This window comes from Kineococcus siccus (assembly GCF_009906795.1).
GTDB classification, from domain to species: Bacteria; Actinomycetota; Actinomycetes; order Actinomycetales; family Kineococcaceae; genus Kineococcus; species Kineococcus siccus.
In genome coordinates this window covers 1-16,920 of the sequence record NZ_JAAALN010000081.1, presented here as the reverse complement: position 1 = coordinate 16,920, position 16,920 = coordinate 1, and the positions used below count along the sequence as shown (strand labels likewise).

15 protein-coding genes are annotated in these 16,920 nt (G+C 75.2%); 14 read left to right on the top strand and 1 reads right to left on the bottom strand.

Going from position 1 to position 16,920, the window contains the following annotated elements:
• A partial coding sequence (locus GTR02_RS10920; RefSeq protein ID WP_166607522.1) for a DUF4349 domain-containing protein occupies positions 1 to 572 on the top strand: 572 nt, incomplete at its 5' end.
• A gap of 3 nt (positions 573 to 575) precedes the next feature.
• Here the strand turns inward: GTR02_RS10920 and GTR02_RS10915 are convergent.
• Positions 576 to 1,562 carry a zinc-binding dehydrogenase gene (locus GTR02_RS10915; protein WP_166607521.1) on the bottom strand — a complete coding sequence of 329 codons (987 nt, stop codon included), beginning with the start codon at positions 1,560 to 1,562 and terminating at the stop codon, positions 576 to 578.
• 420 nt (positions 1,563 to 1,982) lie between these two features.
• On the opposite strand from GTR02_RS10915, the gene GTR02_RS10910 reads away from it, so the two are divergent.
• From GTR02_RS10910 to GTR02_RS10850, 13 genes are all read left to right on the top strand, one after another.
• Positions 1,983 to 2,570 (top strand): hypothetical protein, encoded by a 588-nt coding sequence (locus tag GTR02_RS10910; RefSeq protein ID WP_166607520.1) that lies wholly within the window; start codon positions 1,983 to 1,985, stop codon positions 2,568 to 2,570.
• A gap of 46 nt (positions 2,571 to 2,616) precedes the next feature.
• On the top strand, positions 2,617 to 2,907 hold the full coding sequence (locus tag GTR02_RS10905) for an acylphosphatase (protein WP_166607519.1): 291 nt from the start codon (positions 2,617 to 2,619) through the stop codon (positions 2,905 to 2,907).
• Positions 2,908 to 2,968: 61 nt separating this feature from the next.
• Complete coding sequence (gene smc / locus GTR02_RS10900; RefSeq protein WP_166607518.1) at positions 2,969 to 6,544, top strand: chromosome segregation protein SMC; 3,576 nt, start codon at positions 2,969 to 2,971, stop codon at positions 6,542 to 6,544.
• A 96-nt stretch (positions 6,545 to 6,640) separates the two neighbouring features.
• The gene (locus GTR02_RS10895) at positions 6,641 to 6,862 is read left to right on the top strand and encodes a hypothetical protein (protein ID WP_166607517.1); all 222 of its coding nucleotides are present in this window, start codon (positions 6,641 to 6,643) and stop codon (positions 6,860 to 6,862) included.
• Positions 6,863 to 6,944: 82 nt separating this feature from the next.
• On the top strand, positions 6,945 to 8,141 hold the full coding sequence (gene ftsY, locus GTR02_RS10890) for a signal recognition particle-docking protein FtsY (RefSeq protein ID WP_166607516.1): 1,197 nt from the start codon (positions 6,945 to 6,947) through the stop codon (positions 8,139 to 8,141).
• A gap of 179 nt (positions 8,142 to 8,320) precedes the next feature.
• Positions 8,321 to 9,658, top strand: coding sequence for an ammonium transporter (locus GTR02_RS10885; protein ID WP_166607515.1), 1,338 nt, complete (start codon positions 8,321 to 8,323; stop codon positions 9,656 to 9,658).
• Entirely contained in the window at positions 9,655 to 9,993 is a 339-nt protein-coding gene (locus GTR02_RS10880) for a P-II family nitrogen regulator (RefSeq protein WP_166607514.1), read from the top strand. The genes GTR02_RS10885 and GTR02_RS10880 overlap by 4 nt, the downstream gene beginning before the upstream one ends.
• 34 nt (positions 9,994 to 10,027) lie before the next feature.
• Entirely contained in the window at positions 10,028 to 12,400 is a 2,373-nt protein-coding gene (locus GTR02_RS10875; RefSeq protein ID WP_338073737.1) for a [protein-PII] uridylyltransferase, read from the top strand.
• A 50-nt stretch (positions 12,401 to 12,450) separates the two neighbouring features.
• A complete protein-coding gene (ffh, locus tag GTR02_RS10870) occupies positions 12,451 to 14,028 on the top strand; it encodes a signal recognition particle protein (protein ID WP_166607512.1) in 1,578 nt (525 codons plus the stop codon).
• A 16-nt stretch (positions 14,029 to 14,044) separates the two neighbouring features.
• A complete protein-coding gene (locus GTR02_RS10865; protein WP_166607511.1) occupies positions 14,045 to 15,139 on the top strand; it encodes an amidohydrolase family protein in 1,095 nt (364 codons plus the stop codon).
• A gap of 33 nt (positions 15,140 to 15,172) precedes the next feature.
• A complete protein-coding gene (locus GTR02_RS10860; RefSeq protein WP_166607510.1) occupies positions 15,173 to 16,033 on the top strand; it encodes a MerR family transcriptional regulator in 861 nt (286 codons plus the stop codon).
• Between the two features lie 181 nt (positions 16,034 to 16,214).
• A complete protein-coding gene (gene rpsP / locus GTR02_RS10855; protein ID WP_166607509.1) occupies positions 16,215 to 16,595 on the top strand; it encodes a 30S ribosomal protein S16 in 381 nt (126 codons plus the stop codon).
• Between the two features lie 4 nt (positions 16,596 to 16,599).
• Complete coding sequence (locus GTR02_RS10850; RefSeq protein WP_166607508.1) at positions 16,600 to 16,839, top strand: RNA-binding protein; 240 nt, start codon at positions 16,600 to 16,602, stop codon at positions 16,837 to 16,839.
• Positions 16,840 to 16,920: the final 81 nt, after the last annotated feature.

The following is a 16,920-nucleotide window of genomic DNA, read 5'->3' as shown; positions in this document are numbered from 1 at the left end:
GCACCGGCGAACGCCGCCCCGGGCACGCGGACCGTCATCGTGGTGCGGTCCCCGCCCTCGCCCCCGCCGGTGCCGTGGAGTCCGTCGGCGGGCTCGGCCGGCGCACGGCCCTGACCACGTCGGCGACCGACGTGACCGCGGAGGTCGCCGACGTCGGCAGCCGCGTGACCTCCGCGCAGGCCGTGCTCGCGACGTTCCGCAGCCGGCTTCCGCAGGCCACCACGATCCCCGACGTCCTCGCGATCGAGGGGGAGATCGCGCGGCGGCAGGCCGACCTCGAGGCGCTGCAGGCCCGGCAGCGCGCGCTGGCCGACAGCGTCGAGCTCGCGACCCTCCAGGTGCAGCTGGTGCGGGCGCCGGTCGCCGCCGCGGCCGCCGACGCCGAGGCCCGCGGCGGGTTCCTCGGGGGCCTCGCGGGCGGCTGGGCCGCCCTCGGCCGCGTCGTCGGCGTCAGCGCCGTCCTGCTCGGGGCCGTGCTGCCCTTCGCGCTGCTCGCCGCGGTCGTCGTCGGGCCCGTGCTCGTGCTGCGGCGCAGGCGGATCCGGGCCTCCGCGACCCCACCGGCCGCGTGAGCCTCAGCGCGTCGCGGCCGGCAGCTCGATGGTGATCTTCGCCGCGCCGTGCCCGTGCTCGCGCGCCACCGCGAGGGCGGTCGGCACCTCCTCGAGCGGGTAGCTGCTGCCCAGGCAGTGCTCGACGCTGATCCGGCCGGCGTCGATCCAGTCCAGGGCCTGGCGGAACGAGGCCAGCCCGGGTTCGGCCTGCGTGCCGCAGACCCACAGGCAGGACACGGACTTCGTGAACGCGAGCTGCACCGGGAACGGCGAGCTGCCCAGCCGCTCGGCGTAGCCGAAGAACCCTGCGACGCCGTGCGGGCGCACGGCCTTCACGGCGTCCTCGCGGCACGCGTCGTACCCGGCGGCCTCCACGACCAGGTCGGCGCCCGCGCCGCCCGTGGCGTCGAGGACGGCCTCCACGACCGACTCCCGCGGCGCCAGCACCGTCCGCGTGGCGCCGAGCGCCGCGGCCGTCGCGAGCCGCCGGGGGTCGAGGTCGGAGACGACCACCTCGGCGCCCGCGGCGAGCAGCTGCTGCAGGAAGTAGGTCCCGGCCGACCCTGCCCCGATCACGGCCGCGTGCCGCACCTCGCCGGCCAGCGGCAGGAACCGCTTGAGCGCGAACACCGTGGTGCCCAGCTGCTGGGCCTGCACGGCGCGGCGCAGGTCGGCCCCCGCACGCAGCGGGACGAGGTGCAGGTCGTCGACGACCTGGTACTCCGCGAAGCAGCCGCCCGCGGTGCCGGCCGGCACGGTCAGGACGGCGTCGCCGGGGGCGAACCCCGGGGCCCGGCTCTCGACGACGACGCCGACCCCCTCGTGGCCGGGGTAGCCCGGGCGCCCGAGCATGGCGTCGACGTGGAAGCCGTCGTAGACGTGGTGGACGTCGGAGCCGCAGACCGCGGCGTGGTGCATCTGCACGAGCACCTCGCGATCGCGCGGGCACTGGACGCCGAAGTCGCCGACCCGCACGTCACCCGGTCCGGCCAGGAACGCTGCGCGCACGCTGTCCTCCCCCTGCCCGTCGTCGCTGACGGGCCGCTCCAGCCGCCGGTCCGGGGGCCCGGACCGCTCAGCAGTTCTACCGCGCCGGATGCTCCGCCCAACACCCACCCACAGAGCCCCGCAGCACGCCCGTCGGCACACCTCGCGGCCCTGACGGCCCTTAGTCCTCCACTCCACCTCGGCGGGAAAGCCCGACGGCCGACCGCGCTGGTCCTCGGCGTTGAACTGGACGAAGGACGCTTGCCTCGCTCTTCAGCTCCGCGGATACCGCCGAGGTGAGTTGACGTCATGAACGCCGGTCCCGATGCGGAGGTCTTTCAGCTCGACCTGCTTCGCGAGGCTCGTGGGAGCGATGAGCGCAGCCGAGGGGTTTGTGCTTAGCTGCGGACGCACCATCTCTTCCGCTTCGAGGAGTCGACCGTGATGACTGGCGTGGGGCCCTGGAACTCACTCGAAGTCACGAGACTGATCGTCGAGGCCAGCATTCCTGTCGTGCTCCTGCTGTTGGGCGTCTGGGTGGCGGCAGCCACCCGAAGAGTGGAAGCCGCTCAGGAGTCGACGCGGGCCATCATTGCTCGCCGTGTCGAACTGCACAGGGAGATGGCGCCCCTGCTGAACGACTTGCACTGCTTCTTCCGTTGCGTGGGCCACTTCCGTTCGATATCGCCACCAGAGGCCGTGCAGCTGAAGAGGGATCTTGATCGCCTCTTCTTCACCAACCAGTACCTCTTCTCGGCGGCATTGCAGACCTCGTACGAAGAGTTCATCAGAGCGCGTTTCGCGACCTGGGGCGGAGCTGGAGTGGACGCTCTTCTCCGCATGAGGCCCGAGCACCTCCGCCACGAGCGGGGCGCTGGCCATGCGTGGGACAGTTCCTGGGACGAGCGGTTCTCCGACGAGGTGCCCGACGGTGGACGTCAGGCGACCAGCTACGTGACCATCTCACGCGCCTTCGCTCATGACCTGGGCGTCTCCGACAAGGAGATGCCTCCTCTGTCGGTCGGTTGAACCAGCTCGACGTCGGTAGACCATGACCTGACACAGGACGGTTCGCATGGAATCTCCCTCGCAGCGCCTCACGGCCTGGGTGTCCGGCAGCGTCCAGGGCGTCGGCTTCCGCTGGTGGACCAAGGCGCAGGCGCTCGAGCTGGGGCTCGCGGGCAGCGCCGCCAACCGTCCCGACGGGCGCGTGGAGGTCGTGGCGGAGGGGCCTGTCGAGGCCCTGGACGAGCTGCTGGCGCGGCTGCGCGAGCAGCCGTCGACGCGCGGGCGGCCCGGCGAGGTCGTCGCGGTGGGGGAGCTCCGGGCGGCCGCGCGGGGCGTCACGGGCTTCGTCGAGCGCTAGCCGGACCACGACCAGCGAGGCGCCCCGGTCCGCGGCCCCGCAGTCGTTAGGCTCGCTGCCCGTGCACCTCAAGACGCTCACCCTCAAGGGGTTCAAGTCGTTCGCCTCCGCGACGACCCTGCGCCTCGAACCGGGGATCACGTGCGTCGTCGGCCCGAACGGCTCGGGGAAGTCCAACGTCGTCGACGCCCTGACCTGGGTCATGGGCGAGCACAGCGCGAAGAGCCTGCGCGGCGGCAAGATGGAGGACGTCATCTTCGCGGGCACGACCGGCCCCGAGGGACGCTCCGCCCTCGGCCGCGCCGAGGTCAGCCTGACCATCGACAACACCGACGGCGCGCTGCCGATCGAGTACGCCGAGGTGACGATCACCCGGACGATGTTCCGCACGGGCGGCAGCGAGTACGCCATCAACGGCTCGACCTGCCGGCTGCTGGACGTGCAGGAGCTGCTGAGCGACTCCGGCATCGGCCGCGAGATGCACGTCATCGTCGGGCAGGGCCAGATCGACGCCGTCCTGCACGCCTCCCCCGAGGAGCGCCGCGCCTTCGTCGAGGAGGCGGCCGGGGTGCTGAAGCACCGGCGCCGCAAGGAGAAGGCGCTGCGCAAGCTCGACGCGATGGAGGCCAACCTCACGCGCGTCGCCGACCTCGTCACCGAGATCCGCCGCCAGCTCAAGCCGCTGGGCCGCCAGGCCGAGGCCGCCCGCCGCGCGCAGGTCGTCCAGGCGGACCTGCGGGACGCGCGGTCGCGGCTGCTGGCCGACGACCTCGTGCAGGCGACCAGCTCGCTGCAGCGCGACGAGGCCGACGAGGCCGACCTCAAGCGCCGCCAGGTGCGCGTCGAGGCCGACCTCGCCGAGGCCGCCGGGCGGCTCGCCGCTGCGGAGCAGGCCGCGGCGGCGGCGGCACCCGACCTCGCGCGCGCCGTCGACACCCACCACCGCCTGCAGGCCCTGGCCGAGCGGCTGCGCGGCGTGCAGGCCCTGGCCGAGCAGCGGCTGCGCCTGCTCGCGGCCGAGCCCGAGGAGGCGACCGGGCGCCGGGACCCCGAGGAGCTCGCGGCCGCCGCGCGGCGCGTGCGCGCCGAGGAGGCCGAGCTGGCGGCCCTGCTGGCGCAGCACCGCTCCGCCCTGGACGACGTGCTCGCCCACCGCGCCGACGCGGACGCGGCGGCCTTGGCGGAGGACCGTCGCGTGGCCGCGGCCCTGCGCGCCGCGGCCGACCGGCGCGAGGGCCTCGCGCGCCTCGGGGGACAGGTCGCCGCCCGCCGCAGCCGCGTCGAGGCGGCCGAGGCGGAGGCCGAGCGGCTCGCCACGGCCGTCGCCGACGCCGAGGAGCGGCGGGCGCGGGCGCAGGCCGCCTTCACGGCGCTCGAGACGCAGGTCGCCGGGGTCGAGGAGGGCGAGGAGGGGCTCGACGCCGAGCACGAGCGCGCCGCCGCCACCCTGGCCGCCGCCGAGGCGGCGCACCAGGCCGCGCTGACCGAGGAGCGCACCGCCGAGCGTGAGCGGGCGACCTGGACCGCGCGCAAGGAGGCCCTCGAGCTCGGGCTGGCCCGCAAGGACGGCGCCGGCGCGCTGCTCGCCGCGGGCGAGCGGCTGTCCGGCGTCCTCGGGTCCGTCGCCGCCCTGCTCAGCGTCGAGGCGGGCTACGAGCCCGCCGTGTCGGCCGCCCTCGGCAGCGCCGCGGACGCCGTCGCCGTCGCGACGCCGGAGGACGCCGCGGCCGCCATCGACCACCTCAAGGGGGACGACGGGGGCAGCGTGGGCCTGCTCGTCGCGGACGCCCCGGCCGGCGCGACGGACCTCGCGGACCTGCCCGCCGGGGCCCGCGCCGCGCTGGACCTCGTGCAGGCCCCCGCGGCCCTCGCGGGCGCGCTGCACCGCCTGCTCGCCGACGTCGTCGTGGTCGAGGACCTGACCGCCGCGCGCGCCGTCGTCGCCGCCCGCGCCGACCTCGTCGCCGTGACGCGCGAGGGGGACCTGCTCGCGGCCCACCGCGCGGCCGGCGGCTCGTCCTCCGCGCCGAGCCTGCTGCAGGTGCAGGCCGCGGTCGACGAGGCCGCCGACGCCCTGTCCGCCGCCGGGCACCGGGTCCAGCGGGCGACGTTCGCGCTGCAGGCGGCGACGGTGGAGCGCACCGCCGCCGCGGAGGCGGTCGAGGCGAGCCTGGAGCGGCTGCACGACTCCGACGCCCGCATGAACGCCGTCGCGGAGCAGCTCGGCCAGCTGGGCTCCGCGGTCCGCTCCGCGGCCGCCGAGGCCGAGCGCACCGCCGTCACCCGCCGGCAGGTGCTCCAGCGGCTGGAGGGCGACCGCGCCGAGCTGGCCACCCTGACCGAGCGGTTCGACAACGCGAGCGCCACGCCGCTGGACGCCGCGGCCGACGTCAGCACCGACGAGCGCGACCGCCTCGCCGACGCCGCCCGCGCGCTGGGCCGCGGCGAGACCGAGGCCCGGCTGACGCTGCGCACGACCGAGGAGCGCGTGCGGGCGCTGTCCGGGCGGGCCGACGCGCTGGAGCGGCAGGCGGCCGAGGAGCTGCGCGCCCGCGAGCGCGCCGCGGCCCGCCGGGCCCAGCGGGCGCGGCAGTCCGCGGTGGCGGTCCGGGTGCGCGACGGGGCCGTCGCGGCCCTGACCGCGTGGACGTCCTCCGCCGCGCAGGCCGCGCGGCTGCGGGAGGCCGCCGAGGCGGCCCGGACCCGCTTCGAGGAGGAGGTCACCGGCGCCCGGCGCGTCGTGGAGTCGCTCCAGGCGGAGCAGCAGCGCCTGGGCGACTCGCGGCACAAGGACGAGGTGGCCCGCGCGCAGCAGCGGTGGCGCATCGACCAGCTGCGCACGCGGGCGTTCGAGGAGCTGGGCAGCGACCCCGACCTCCTCGTCGTCGAGTACGGACCCGACCAGCTGGTCCCGCCGTCGCCGCCCGCGCCGGGCGACCCGGAGCCCGCCGAGGAGCCGCAGCCGCGGCCCTACGTGCGCGCCGAGCAGGAGAAGCGGCGGCGGTCGGCCGAGCGGGCGCTCGCGCAGCTCGGGACGGTGAACCCGCTGGCGCTGGAGGAGTACGCGGCCATGGAGGAGCGGCACTCGTTCCTGGTGACGCAGTCCGACGACCTCAAGAACTCGCGCAAGGACCTGCTCGACATCGTCCGGGAGGTCGACGAGCGCGTCGAGCGCGTGTTCTCCGAGGCCTTCGCGGACGTGGCCGAGCAGTTCGTCGGGGTCTTCGCCCGGCTGTTCCCCGGCGGCGAGGGACGCCTCGTCCTCACCGACCCCTCCGACATGCTGACCACGGGCATCGACGTCGAGGCGCGGCCCGCGGGCAAGAAGGTCAAGCGGCTGTCGCTGCTGTCCGGCGGGGAGCGCTCCCTCACCGCGGTCGCGATGCTCGTCGCCATCTTCCGCGCCCGTCCCAGCCCCTTCTACGTGCTCGACGAGGTCGAGGCCGCCCTCGACGACGCCAACCTCTCGCGCCTCATCACGCTCTTCGAGGAGCTGCGCGGCTCCAGCCAGCTCATCGTCATCACCCACCAGAAGCGCACGATGCAGATCGCCGACGCGCTGTACGGGGTCACGATGCGCGGCGACGGCGTGAGCACGGTCGTCAGCCAGCGGTTGCGGGCGGCCACGCCGAGCTGACCGAGGGTGGACGGCTAGTGAGCACATGGTCACAGAGCGGCAACAGTGTCGTGGCGGACCTGCTGCTGGAGGGGCAGTGGGGGCAGGGTGGGACCCGTGGTGCTGACAACGCTGATCGTGACGTTCACCGTCACCGTGGGACTGGCCCTGGCGGTGCTCTACTCGGTCGCCGGACCGCCGTTGCGCGCCCGGGGCAGCCGGCTCATCGCCACCGTGGACCGCGTGCTGCACCGCCTCGCCTCGGCCGTGCGCGAGCGCGTCGCGGCCCACCGCGACGCCGCCGTCCGCGACGACCGGGAGACCGCGCACCTGCACTGAGCCGGCGCCGTCCCCCGGGGGGCGGGAGGGGCGGGACGCACCGGCCCGGCGCCGGTCCCGCGGTCTGAGAGGATCGGCTCCCGTGGACACGCTCGATTACGTCATCGGCCTGATCGGTCTCATCGCGGTCGGCGGCGTCGCCGCCTTCGTCGGCCTCGTCCGTCCCAAGCGCCGGGGGAGGTCGCTGCCGCCGCGCCCCGCGGAGCAGCAGGGCCGCCCCCTGGTCGGCCGCCCCGACGAGGACCGCCTGCCCGGCGTCGGCGACGACGCCGAGGTCCCGCGGGACTCCCCGAGCCGCTCCGTCGACGTGGTCGACCTGCCCGCCGAGCCGGCCGGACCGGTCACCGAACGCCCCGAACCCGTCCTCGGCCGGCTCGTGCGGCTGCGGGAACGCCTGGCCCGCAGCAACTCCGCTCTGGGGCAGGGGCTGCTGACGCTGCTCTCGCGCGACCGCCTCGACGAGGCCACGTGGGACGAGGTCGAGGAGACCCTCCTGCTGGCCGACGTCGGCATCGGGCCGACCACCGAGATCGTCGACGGCCTGCGCGAGCGCGTGCGCGTCCTCGGCACCCGCGACCCCGAGCACGTGCGCGAGCTGCTGCGCCAGGAGCTGCTGAGCGCCATCGGCACCGACGTCGACCGCTCGCTGCGCACCGAGCGCCACGAGGACCGGCCCGCGGTCGTCCTCGTCGTCGGGGTCAACGGCACCGGCAAGACGACGACCGTCGGCAAGCTCGCCCGCGTCCTGGTCGCGGAGGACAAGGACGTCGTGCTGGGCGCGGCGGACACCTTCCGCGCGGCGGCCGCCGAGCAGCTGGCCACGTGGGGCGAGCGCGTGGGCGTCCCGACCATCCGCTCCGAGCGCGACGGCGCGGACCCCGCGGCCGTCGCCTTCGACGCCGTGAAGGCGGGCATCGAGGCGGAGGCCGACGTCGTGATCGTCGACACCGCCGGGCGCCTGCAGAACAAGGCCGGGCTGATGGACGAGCTCGGCAAGGTCAAGCGCGTCCTCGAGCGCCACGGCCCGGTCGACGAGGTGCTGCTGGTCCTGGACGCCACGACGGGCCAGAACGGGCTCCGCCAGGCGGCCGTGTTCTCCGAGGTCGTGGACGTCTCCGGCATCGTGCTGACCAAGCTCGACGGCACCGCCAAGGGCGGCATCGTCGTCGCGGTGCAGCGGACGCTCGACGTGCCCGTCAAGCTGATCGGGCTCGGCGAGGGCGCGGACGACCTGGCGCCGTTCGACCCGGAGGCGTTCGTCGACGCGCTGCTGTCCTGACGTCACGCGCAACACGATGTTCACACGGCGCACGCCGACGTCACCGACACGAAACACACCACGAGACCGGCTGTAACCCGCCCGGTCCACGGTAGGGACCGCTCGACGCCGCGGGTTCCCGCGGCGCCACCCCGTCCCCCCGCCGGCGCTCGCCGGCCTCGTGGAAGGCCCTGTTGCCCATGGACACCGGTGACACCGCCTGGGTTCTCACCAGCTCCGCGCTCGTGATGCTGATGACGCCCGGTCTCGCGCTCTTCTACGGCGGCATGGTCCGCGCGAAGAGCGTCCTGAACATGATGATGATGAGCTTCGGGGCACTGGCGCTGGTCAGCGTCCTGTGGGTCCTGTGGGGCTTCTCGATCGCCTTCGGCAACGACGTCGGCGGCGGGCTGCTCGGCGACCCGGGCGAGTACTTCGGCCTCGCGGGCCTGCTCGGCCCCGACAACCTGGTGGGCACGCTCCCCGCCATGGCGTTCGTCGCCTTCCAGTCCGTCTTCGCCATCATCGCGGTGGCGCTCATCTCCGGCGCCATCGCCGACCGCGCGAAGTTCAGCACCTGGATGGTGTTCGTCGGCATCTGGGCGACCGTCGTCTACTTCCCCGTCGCCCACTGGGTGTTCTCCTTCGACGGGGTCGTCTCGGAGGCGGGCGGCTGGATCGCCGGCCTGGGCGTCATCGACTTCGCGGGTGGCACGGCCATCCACATCAACGCCGGCGCAGCCGGTCTCGCCCTCGCCCTGGTCCTCGGCAAGCGCCGCGGGTTCGGCCGGGACCCGATGCGGCCGCACAACCTGCCGCTCGTCATGATCGGCGCGGGGCTGCTGTGGTTCGGCTGGTTCGGGTTCAACGCCGGCTCCGCGACCGCGGCCAACGGGACCGCGGCCGTCGCCTGGGTCAACACCCTCGCGGCGACGGGTGCCGCCGTCATCGGCTGGCTGCTCACCGAGCGCCTCCGGGACGGGCACGCCACCTCCCTGGGCGCCGCCTCGGGTGCCGTCGCGGGCCTCGTGGCCATCACCCCGGCCTGCTCCGCCCTGAACCCGGTGACGTCGATCGTCGTCGGGGTCGTCGCCGGGGTGCTGTGCGCCCTCGCGGTGGGCCTGAAGTACCGGTTCGGCTACGACGACTCCCTCGACGTCGTCGGCGTCCACCTCGTCGGCGGCCTGTGGGGCACCGTGGCCATCGGCTTCTTCGCCACGGCCGACGCCCCGGCGGGGGTCGACGGGCTCTTCTACGGCGGCGGCCTCTCGCAGCTGTGGCTGCAGATCATCGGCGCCGTCGCCGTCATGGTGTTCTCGTTCGTCGTCACCGGCATCATCGGCCTCGTGCTGCAGAAGACGATGGGCTTCCGGATCGACGAGGAGGACGAGGTCACCGGCATCGACCAGGTCGAGCACGCCGAGTCGGGCTACGACTGGGGCAACCTCGGCGGGGGCAGCGGACTCGGGCTCGGCAGCAGCCGGCCCGGTGCGCACACCGCCGGCACCGCGACGCCCACCAAGGAGGTCAAGGCGTGAAGCTCCTCACCGCCATCATCAAGCCGCACAAGCTGGACGACGTGAAGGCGGCGCTGGAGGCCTACGGCATCCAGGGCCTGACGATCTCCGAGTCCTCCGGCTACGGCCGCCAGCGCGGGCACACCGAGGTCTACCGGGGGGCGGAGTACACCGTCGACCTGGTGCCCAAGGTGCGCGTCGAGGTCCTCGTCGACGACGTGGACATCTCCGACGTCGTCGAGGTGGTCGTGAAGAGCGCCCAGACCGGTCGCATCGGCGACGGCAAGGTCTGGACGCAGCACGTGGAGGACGTCGTGCGCGTCCGCACGGGCGAGCACGGGCCGGACGCCCTGTGACCCACGCCCACCTCGCGCTCGCCGCGGATCGGCGCTGAGCGCCGACCTGCGCACCGAGCGTCTCCAGATGGCGGTGCGGGCCGGTCGTCCCGGCCCGCACCGCCGCGCCGAGCTCGTCGAGCTCGTGGAGTCCCGGCTGCGCCAGGTGTGGGCCGACGCCCTGGCGCCCGTCCCGGAGCTGCTGCAGGACCCGACGGGGGTCGCGCTCGCGTGCGTGGGCTCCCTCGCCCGCGGCGACTGCGGTCCCGCGAGCGACGTCGACCTGGTGCTCCTGCACGACGGCCGCCGGCTGCGGCCCGACGACGTCGCGGCGCTCGCCGACCGCGTCTGGTACCCCCTGTGGGACCAGGGGCTGCGGCTGGACCACTCGGTGCGCACCGCCAAGGAGTGCCGCGAGGTCGCCGCGCACGACCTGGCCGCCGCCACCGGCCTGCTGGACCTGCGGGTCGTGGCCGGCGACGGCGGTCTCGTCGCCCGCACCCGCGGGCACCTGCTGGACGACTGGCGGATGGGCGCCCGCCGCCGGCTGCCGCAGATCCTCGACTCCCTGGCCGAGCGCGCGCAGCGCTTCGGCGAGCTGGCCTACCTTCTCGAACCCGACCTCAAGGAGGCCCGCGGCGGGCTGCGCGACGCGATCACGCTGCGCGCCCTGGCCGCGAGCTGGCTGACCGACCGCCCGCACGGCCCGGTCGACGAGGCGCACACGGTCCTCCTCGACGTCCGCGACGGCCTGCAGACGTCGTCGGGGCGTCCCGGCGACCGGCTGGTCCTGCCCGAGCAGGACGCGACGGCCGTGGTCTGCGGGTACGCCGACGCCGACCTCCTGCTCGGCGCCGTCGCGCAGGCGGCGCGCACCATCTCCGCGGCCGTGGACACCACGGCGCGCCGGGCCCGGCAGTCCATGCCGACGCGCCGCTTCCGGGCCGCGGGACGCCGCCCCCGCCTGCGCTCGCTGGGCCACGGCCTGGTCGAGCACGACGGCGAGGTCGTCCTCGGTGCGGGCGTCGTGCCCGCGGAGGACCCCGTCCTGCCCCTGCGCGCGGCCGCCACCGCGGTGCGCGTGGGCCTGCCGCTGTCGCCCGTGACGCTCGACCACGTCGTCGCCGCGTGCCCGCCGCTGCCCGTGCCCTGGCCCGCGTCGGCCCGCGAGGCCCTGCTGGAGGTCCTCGCGTCCGGCCCGGCGCAGGTGCCCGTGTGGGAGTCGCTGGACCTCGTCGGGCTCGTCGAGCGCTGGATCCCCGAGTGGACCGGCGTGCGCAACCGCCCGCAGCGCAACGCGGTCCACCACTTCACCGTGGACCGGCACATGATCGAGACCGCCGTGCGCGCCCAGCCCTTCCTGCGCGACGTCCCGCGCCCGGACCTGCTGCTGATGGCGGCCCTGCTGCACGACATCGGCAAGCTGCCCGGCGAGCACGACCACCCGCGGGCCGGGGCGCCGCTGGCCCGGGCGGTCTGCGCCCGCACCGGGATGGACCCCGAGGACGTCGCCGTCGTCGAGCGGCTGGTCGCTGAGCACCTGACGCTGGTCGAGCTGGCGACGCGCCGCGATCCCGACGACCCGCAGACGGTCGACGCGCTGTGCGACGCCGTCGGCGGCCGCGCCGACGTGCTCGCGCTGCTGCGGGCCCTCACCGAGGCCGACGCCCGCGCCGCCGGCCCGGCCGCCTGGTCGCCGTGGCGGTCGCGGCTCGTCGACGACCTGATGCTGCGCGCCGAGGCCAGCCTGTCGGGGGAGGAGGTGCCCGGCCCGGCCCCCTTCGACGCCGAGGAGCAGGCGCTCGCCGAGGAGGTCGTCGCCGGGTCCGGCCCGCAGGTCACCGTCCGCGAGGTCGACGGCTTCTACGTCGTCACCGTCGTGACCACCGACCGCACGGGCCTGTTCGCCGACCTCGCGGGCCTGCTCGCGGGGCACCGCTTCCTCGTCCGCTCGGCGCTCGTGCGCACGCTCGACGGGGTCGCGGTCGACACGTGGTGGGTCGAGTCGCCGACGGGTGACGTGCCGTCGCCGGACACGCTGCGCCGCGGGCTCGAGCGCATCGTCGGCGGTGACGTCGCCGTGCTGGACCGGCTCGCCGCGCGCGACGCCCAGACGCAGCGGCCCGCGGGGGGTGCGCGCTCCCTCGTGGCCCACCCGCGCGTGGTGATCCTGCCGGGCGCCTCCGAGCGCGCCACCGTCCTGGAGGTGCGCGCCGCCGACCGGCCCGGCCTGCTGCACGCCCTCGGGCGGGCCCTCGCGAGCGAGGGCATCGACATCCGCTCCGCGCACGTGGCCACCTACGCCGCGCAGGCCGTGGACGTGCTGTACCTGGCCGAGCCGTCGGGGGAGCGGCTGTCCCCACCGCGCGTCGCGATGGCCGTCTCGGCGCTCTCCGACGCCGCCGAGGTGCCGGGCGGCGGGAGGTAGCGGACGGCACGAGCGCCGAGGGGGCGCGCTGCTCCCTTAGGATCGCTGTCGTGTTCGCCACCCTGTCTGACCGCCTCACCGCGACGTTCAAGACCCTGCGCGGCAAGGGTCGGCTCTCGGAGGAGGACGTCGACGCCACCGTCCGGGAGATCCGCCGCGCCCTGCTGGACGCCGACGTCGCCCTGCCCGTGGTGCGCGCCTTCACGGCCTCGGTGCGCGAGCGCGCCACCGGCGCGGAGGTCTCTCAGTCGCTGAACCCGGCCCAGCAGGTCGTGAAGATCGTCAACGAGGAGCTCATCGCCATCCTCGGCGGCGAGACGCGGCGGCTGCGGTTCGCGAAGAACCCGCCCACGGTGATCATGCTCGCGGGCCTGCAGGGCGCCGGGAAGACGACCCTGGCGGGCAAGCTGGGTCGCTGGCTGAAGCAGCAGAACCACCGGCCGGTGCTCGTCGCGTGCGACCTGCAGCGTCCCAACGCCGTGAACCAGCTGCAGATCACGGGTGAGCGGGCCGGCGTGGACGTCTTCGCGCCCGAGCCCGGCAACGGCGTGGGCGACCCGGTCGCCGTCGCGACCGCGGGCCTCGAGCACGCCCGCCGCCAGGGCTACGACGTCGTGGTCGTCGACACCGCGGGCCGCACCGGCGTGGACGCCGAGATGATGCAGCAGGCCATCGACATCCGCGCGGCCGTCTCGCCCGACGAGGTCCTCTTCGTCCTCGACGCGATGATCGGCCAGGACGCCGTCGCCACCGCCGAGGCCTTCCGCGACGGCGTCGGCTTCGACGGGGTCGTGCTCACCAAGCTCGACGGCGACGCGCGCGGCGGCGCGGCCCTCTCCGTGCGCCACGTCACCGGGATGCCGGTGATGTTCGCCTCGACGGGGGAGAAGCTCGACGACTTCGAGCTGTTCCACCCCGACCGGATGGCCTCGCGCATCCTCGACATGGGCGACGTGCTCACCCTCATCGAGCAGGCCGAGAAGGCCTTCGACGCCGACCAGGCGCAGGCCATGGCGGCGAAGTTCGCCAACGACGAGGACTTCACGCTCGACGACTTCCTGCAGCAGCTCAACGCGGTCCGGAACATGGGCTCGCTGAAGAAGATGCTGGGGATGCTGCCCGGCATGGCGCAGGTCCGCGACCAGCTCGACTCCTTCGACGAGCGCGAGTTCGACCGCATCGAGGCCATGGTCCGCTCGATGACCCCGCTGGAGCGCCGCCAGCCCCGCATCATGAACGGCTCCCGCCGCGCCCGCGTCGCGAAGGGCTGCGGGCAGAGCGTCTCCGCGGTCAACGACATGCTGGAGCGCTTCGGCCAGGCGCAGAAGATGATGCGGCAGATGCGCAAGGGCATGGGCGGCGGGATGCCGGGGATGCCGGGGATGCCGGGCGCGGCCGGCGCCGGCTCCAAGAAGCAGAAGGCGCGCATCGCCGCGGCGAAGGGCAAGAAGGGCAAGAGCGGCAACCCCGCCAAGCGGGCCGAGCAGGAGCGCGCTGCGCTGACCCGCTCGGCCGAGGCGAAGGAGAGCGCGGGCTCCGCCTTCGGCGTGCCCGAGCCGGGCCAGGAGTTCGACCCGTCGCAGCTGAACCTGCCCAAGGGTTTCGACAAGTTCCTCGGCGGCCGCTGACCGGGCGCCCGCCACCGTGACCGTCCGCGCGCTGCACCTGAGCGGCCCCGTCCTCGTCGGGCCGGACGAGGTCGTCGGGCAGGCGTGGGTCGTCGGGGGGCGGCTGACGTTCGAGCGTCCCCCCGCCGCCGTCGACGTCGTCGAGCTGCCGGGCTGGGTCGTGCCCGGCCTGGTCGACGCCCACTGCCACGTCGGCATCGGCGCGCACGGGTGGGTCGACGACGCGACGAGCGAGGCGCAGGCGGTCGCCGACCGCGACGTGGGCGCGCTCCTGCTGCGCGACGCGGGCTCGGCCTCGCAGACGCGCTGGATGGACGAGCGCGAGGACCTGCCGCGCATCGTCCGCGCGGGCCGCCACCTCGCCCGCACGCGGCGCTACCTGCGCGGGCTGGCGCACGAGATCGAGCCCGAGGACCTCGTCGAGCACGTCCGCGTCGAGGCGCGCCGCGGCGACGGCTGGGTCAAGCTCGTCGGCGACTGGATCGACCGCTCGACCGGCGACCTCGCGCCCTGCTGGCCCGCGGACGTCCTGGCGGCGGGCGTCGCGGCCGCGCACGAGCTCGGCGTCCGGGTCACCGTGCACCAGTTCGGCGAGGAGGGGGTCGAGGACCTGCTCGCCGCCGGGGTGGACGGCATCGAGCACGGGACCGGGCTCACCGCACCGACCGTGGCCGAGGTCGCCGCCCGCGGCGTGGCCGTCGTGCCGACGCTCGTCAACATCGCGACCTTCCCGGACATCGCCGCGCGCGGGGAGGCGAAGTTCCCCACCTACGCGGCCCACGTGCGGGCGCTGCACGAGCGCCGGTACGCGACCGTGGCCGCGCTGCACGAGGCGGGCGCGCCCGTCTTCGCGGGCACCGACGCGGGCAGCGTGCTGCCGCACGGCCTCGTCGTCGACGAGCTGCACGAGCTCGTCACCGCCGGCCTGCCGACCCTCGCGGCCCTCGACGCGGCCACCTGGGCGGCGCGCCGCTGGCTGCGCCGGCCGGCGCTCGAGGAGGCCGCCAGCGCGGACCTGCTCGTCCTGGACGCCGACCCGCGCACGGACCTCGGGACGCTGCGCGCACCGCGAGCGGTCGTGCTGCGGGGCCGCGTCGTCGGCGGCGCTTGACCTTCCCCCTGCGGGAGGCCGGAGCCTGGTCCCATGATGACGATCGGGCAGTTCTCCCAGGCCAGCGGCCTGACCGCCAAGGCGCTGCGCTTCTACGACGAGAACGGGCTGCTGCAGCCGGCGGAGGTCGACGCCGCGTCGGGGTACCGGCGCTACAGCGCGGCGCAGCTGCGCCGTGCGGCGACGGTGAAGGTGCTGCGGGACATGGGGATGCCGCTGGCGCAGGTGCGCGTGGCGGTGGACGAGCCCGACCGCTGCGACGCGGTCGTGGCGGCCTACCGCGACGAGCTGGCGGCCGAGCGCGCGAGGCAGGACCTCGCCGTCCGGCAGGGGACCGCGGCGCTCGCCGCCTACGCCGCTCCCCTCGTCGTCGGGACCCGACGGGCGGCGCGGCAACCGTGGGCCGGGGTCCTCGCGCCGCCGGGACTCGTCGACGGCACGGGCGACGACGACGGGTCGGAGGCGGCCAACGGGATGTTCACCGCCCTGTTCACCGCGCTGGCCGCGGCGGGCAACCCCCCGACCGGCGCCTGGTGGTCGTCCGTCGAACCCGCCCCCGGCTCCGAGTCGCAGGTGCGCCTGCTGCTCTGCTGGCCCGTCGAGCGGGCGGTCGGGTCGGACGTCCGCGTCGAGGGCTGCACGACGACGTCCGGGGTCCTGCCCGAGCGGACGGAGGCGTTCGTCCGGGTGGGCTGGGCGCAGGAGGGGGAGGAGACGCCCGAGGGGGTACCCACCGCGGCCATGATCGCCCTCGCCGAGCACGCCGGTGCCCACGGCGACCCCGCGGGTGACGACACGGACGACGGTGACGCGGTGCGCCAGGTCGGCGTCCTCGCGGAGGACGGGTCGGTGCTCGGGGTGGAGCTCGTCGTGACCACCGCGGTGCACGGCTGAGCCCCGGCCGGCGCGGTCCGCCGCGGTCGCCCGGCGGGCGCGGCGTCTGGCAGAATGCTGGAGCACTCGAGCGCCAGGGACCCTCTCACCTTGACCGCTCGTGTCCTCAGAGCACCGGCGGTCGGCGTCCCCACACCGGACGGCGGGGCTCGACCACACCAAGTTCAGGAGACACCTCCACGTGGCTGTCAAGATCCGCCTGAAGCGGCTCGGCAAGATCCGCTCGCCCCACTACCGCATCGTCGTCGCCGACTCGCGCTCCAAGCGCGACGGCCGCTCGATCGAGGAGATCGGGATCTACCACCCGACGACGGACCCCTCGACCATCGAGGTGAACTCCGAGCGCGCGCTGTACTGGCTCGGCGTGGGCGCGCAGCCCTCCGAGCAGGTCACGGCCCTGCTCAAGGTCACCGGCGACTGGCAGAAGTTCAAGGGCCTCCCCGGCACCGAGGGCACCTACCGCAAGCCCGAGCCGCGCACGAAGCCCGGCGTCCCTGCCCCCGCGGCCACCGCCCCGGCCACCGAGGCCCCCGCCGCGGACGCGGCTCCGTCGGAGAGCTGAGCCCGTGCTCGCGGACGCGCTCGAGCACCTGGTGCGCGGCATCGTGGGTCACCCGGACGACGTCCGGGTGACCGCGAAGACGCTGCGCAAGGGGTCGATGCTCGAGGTCCGGGTGAACCCCGAGGACCTCGGCCGGGTCATCGGCCGCTCGGGTCGCACCGCGAAGGCGCTGCGCACCGTCATGGGTGCGCTCGCCGGCGGCCAGCCGGTCCGCGTCGACCTCGTCGACGTCGACCGCCGCTGAGCGCCACCCGCACCACCCGAGCGCCGGGGCCGTCCGCGAGGACGACCCCGGCGCTCGGGTGGTGCGGGTGGCGCTCAGCGG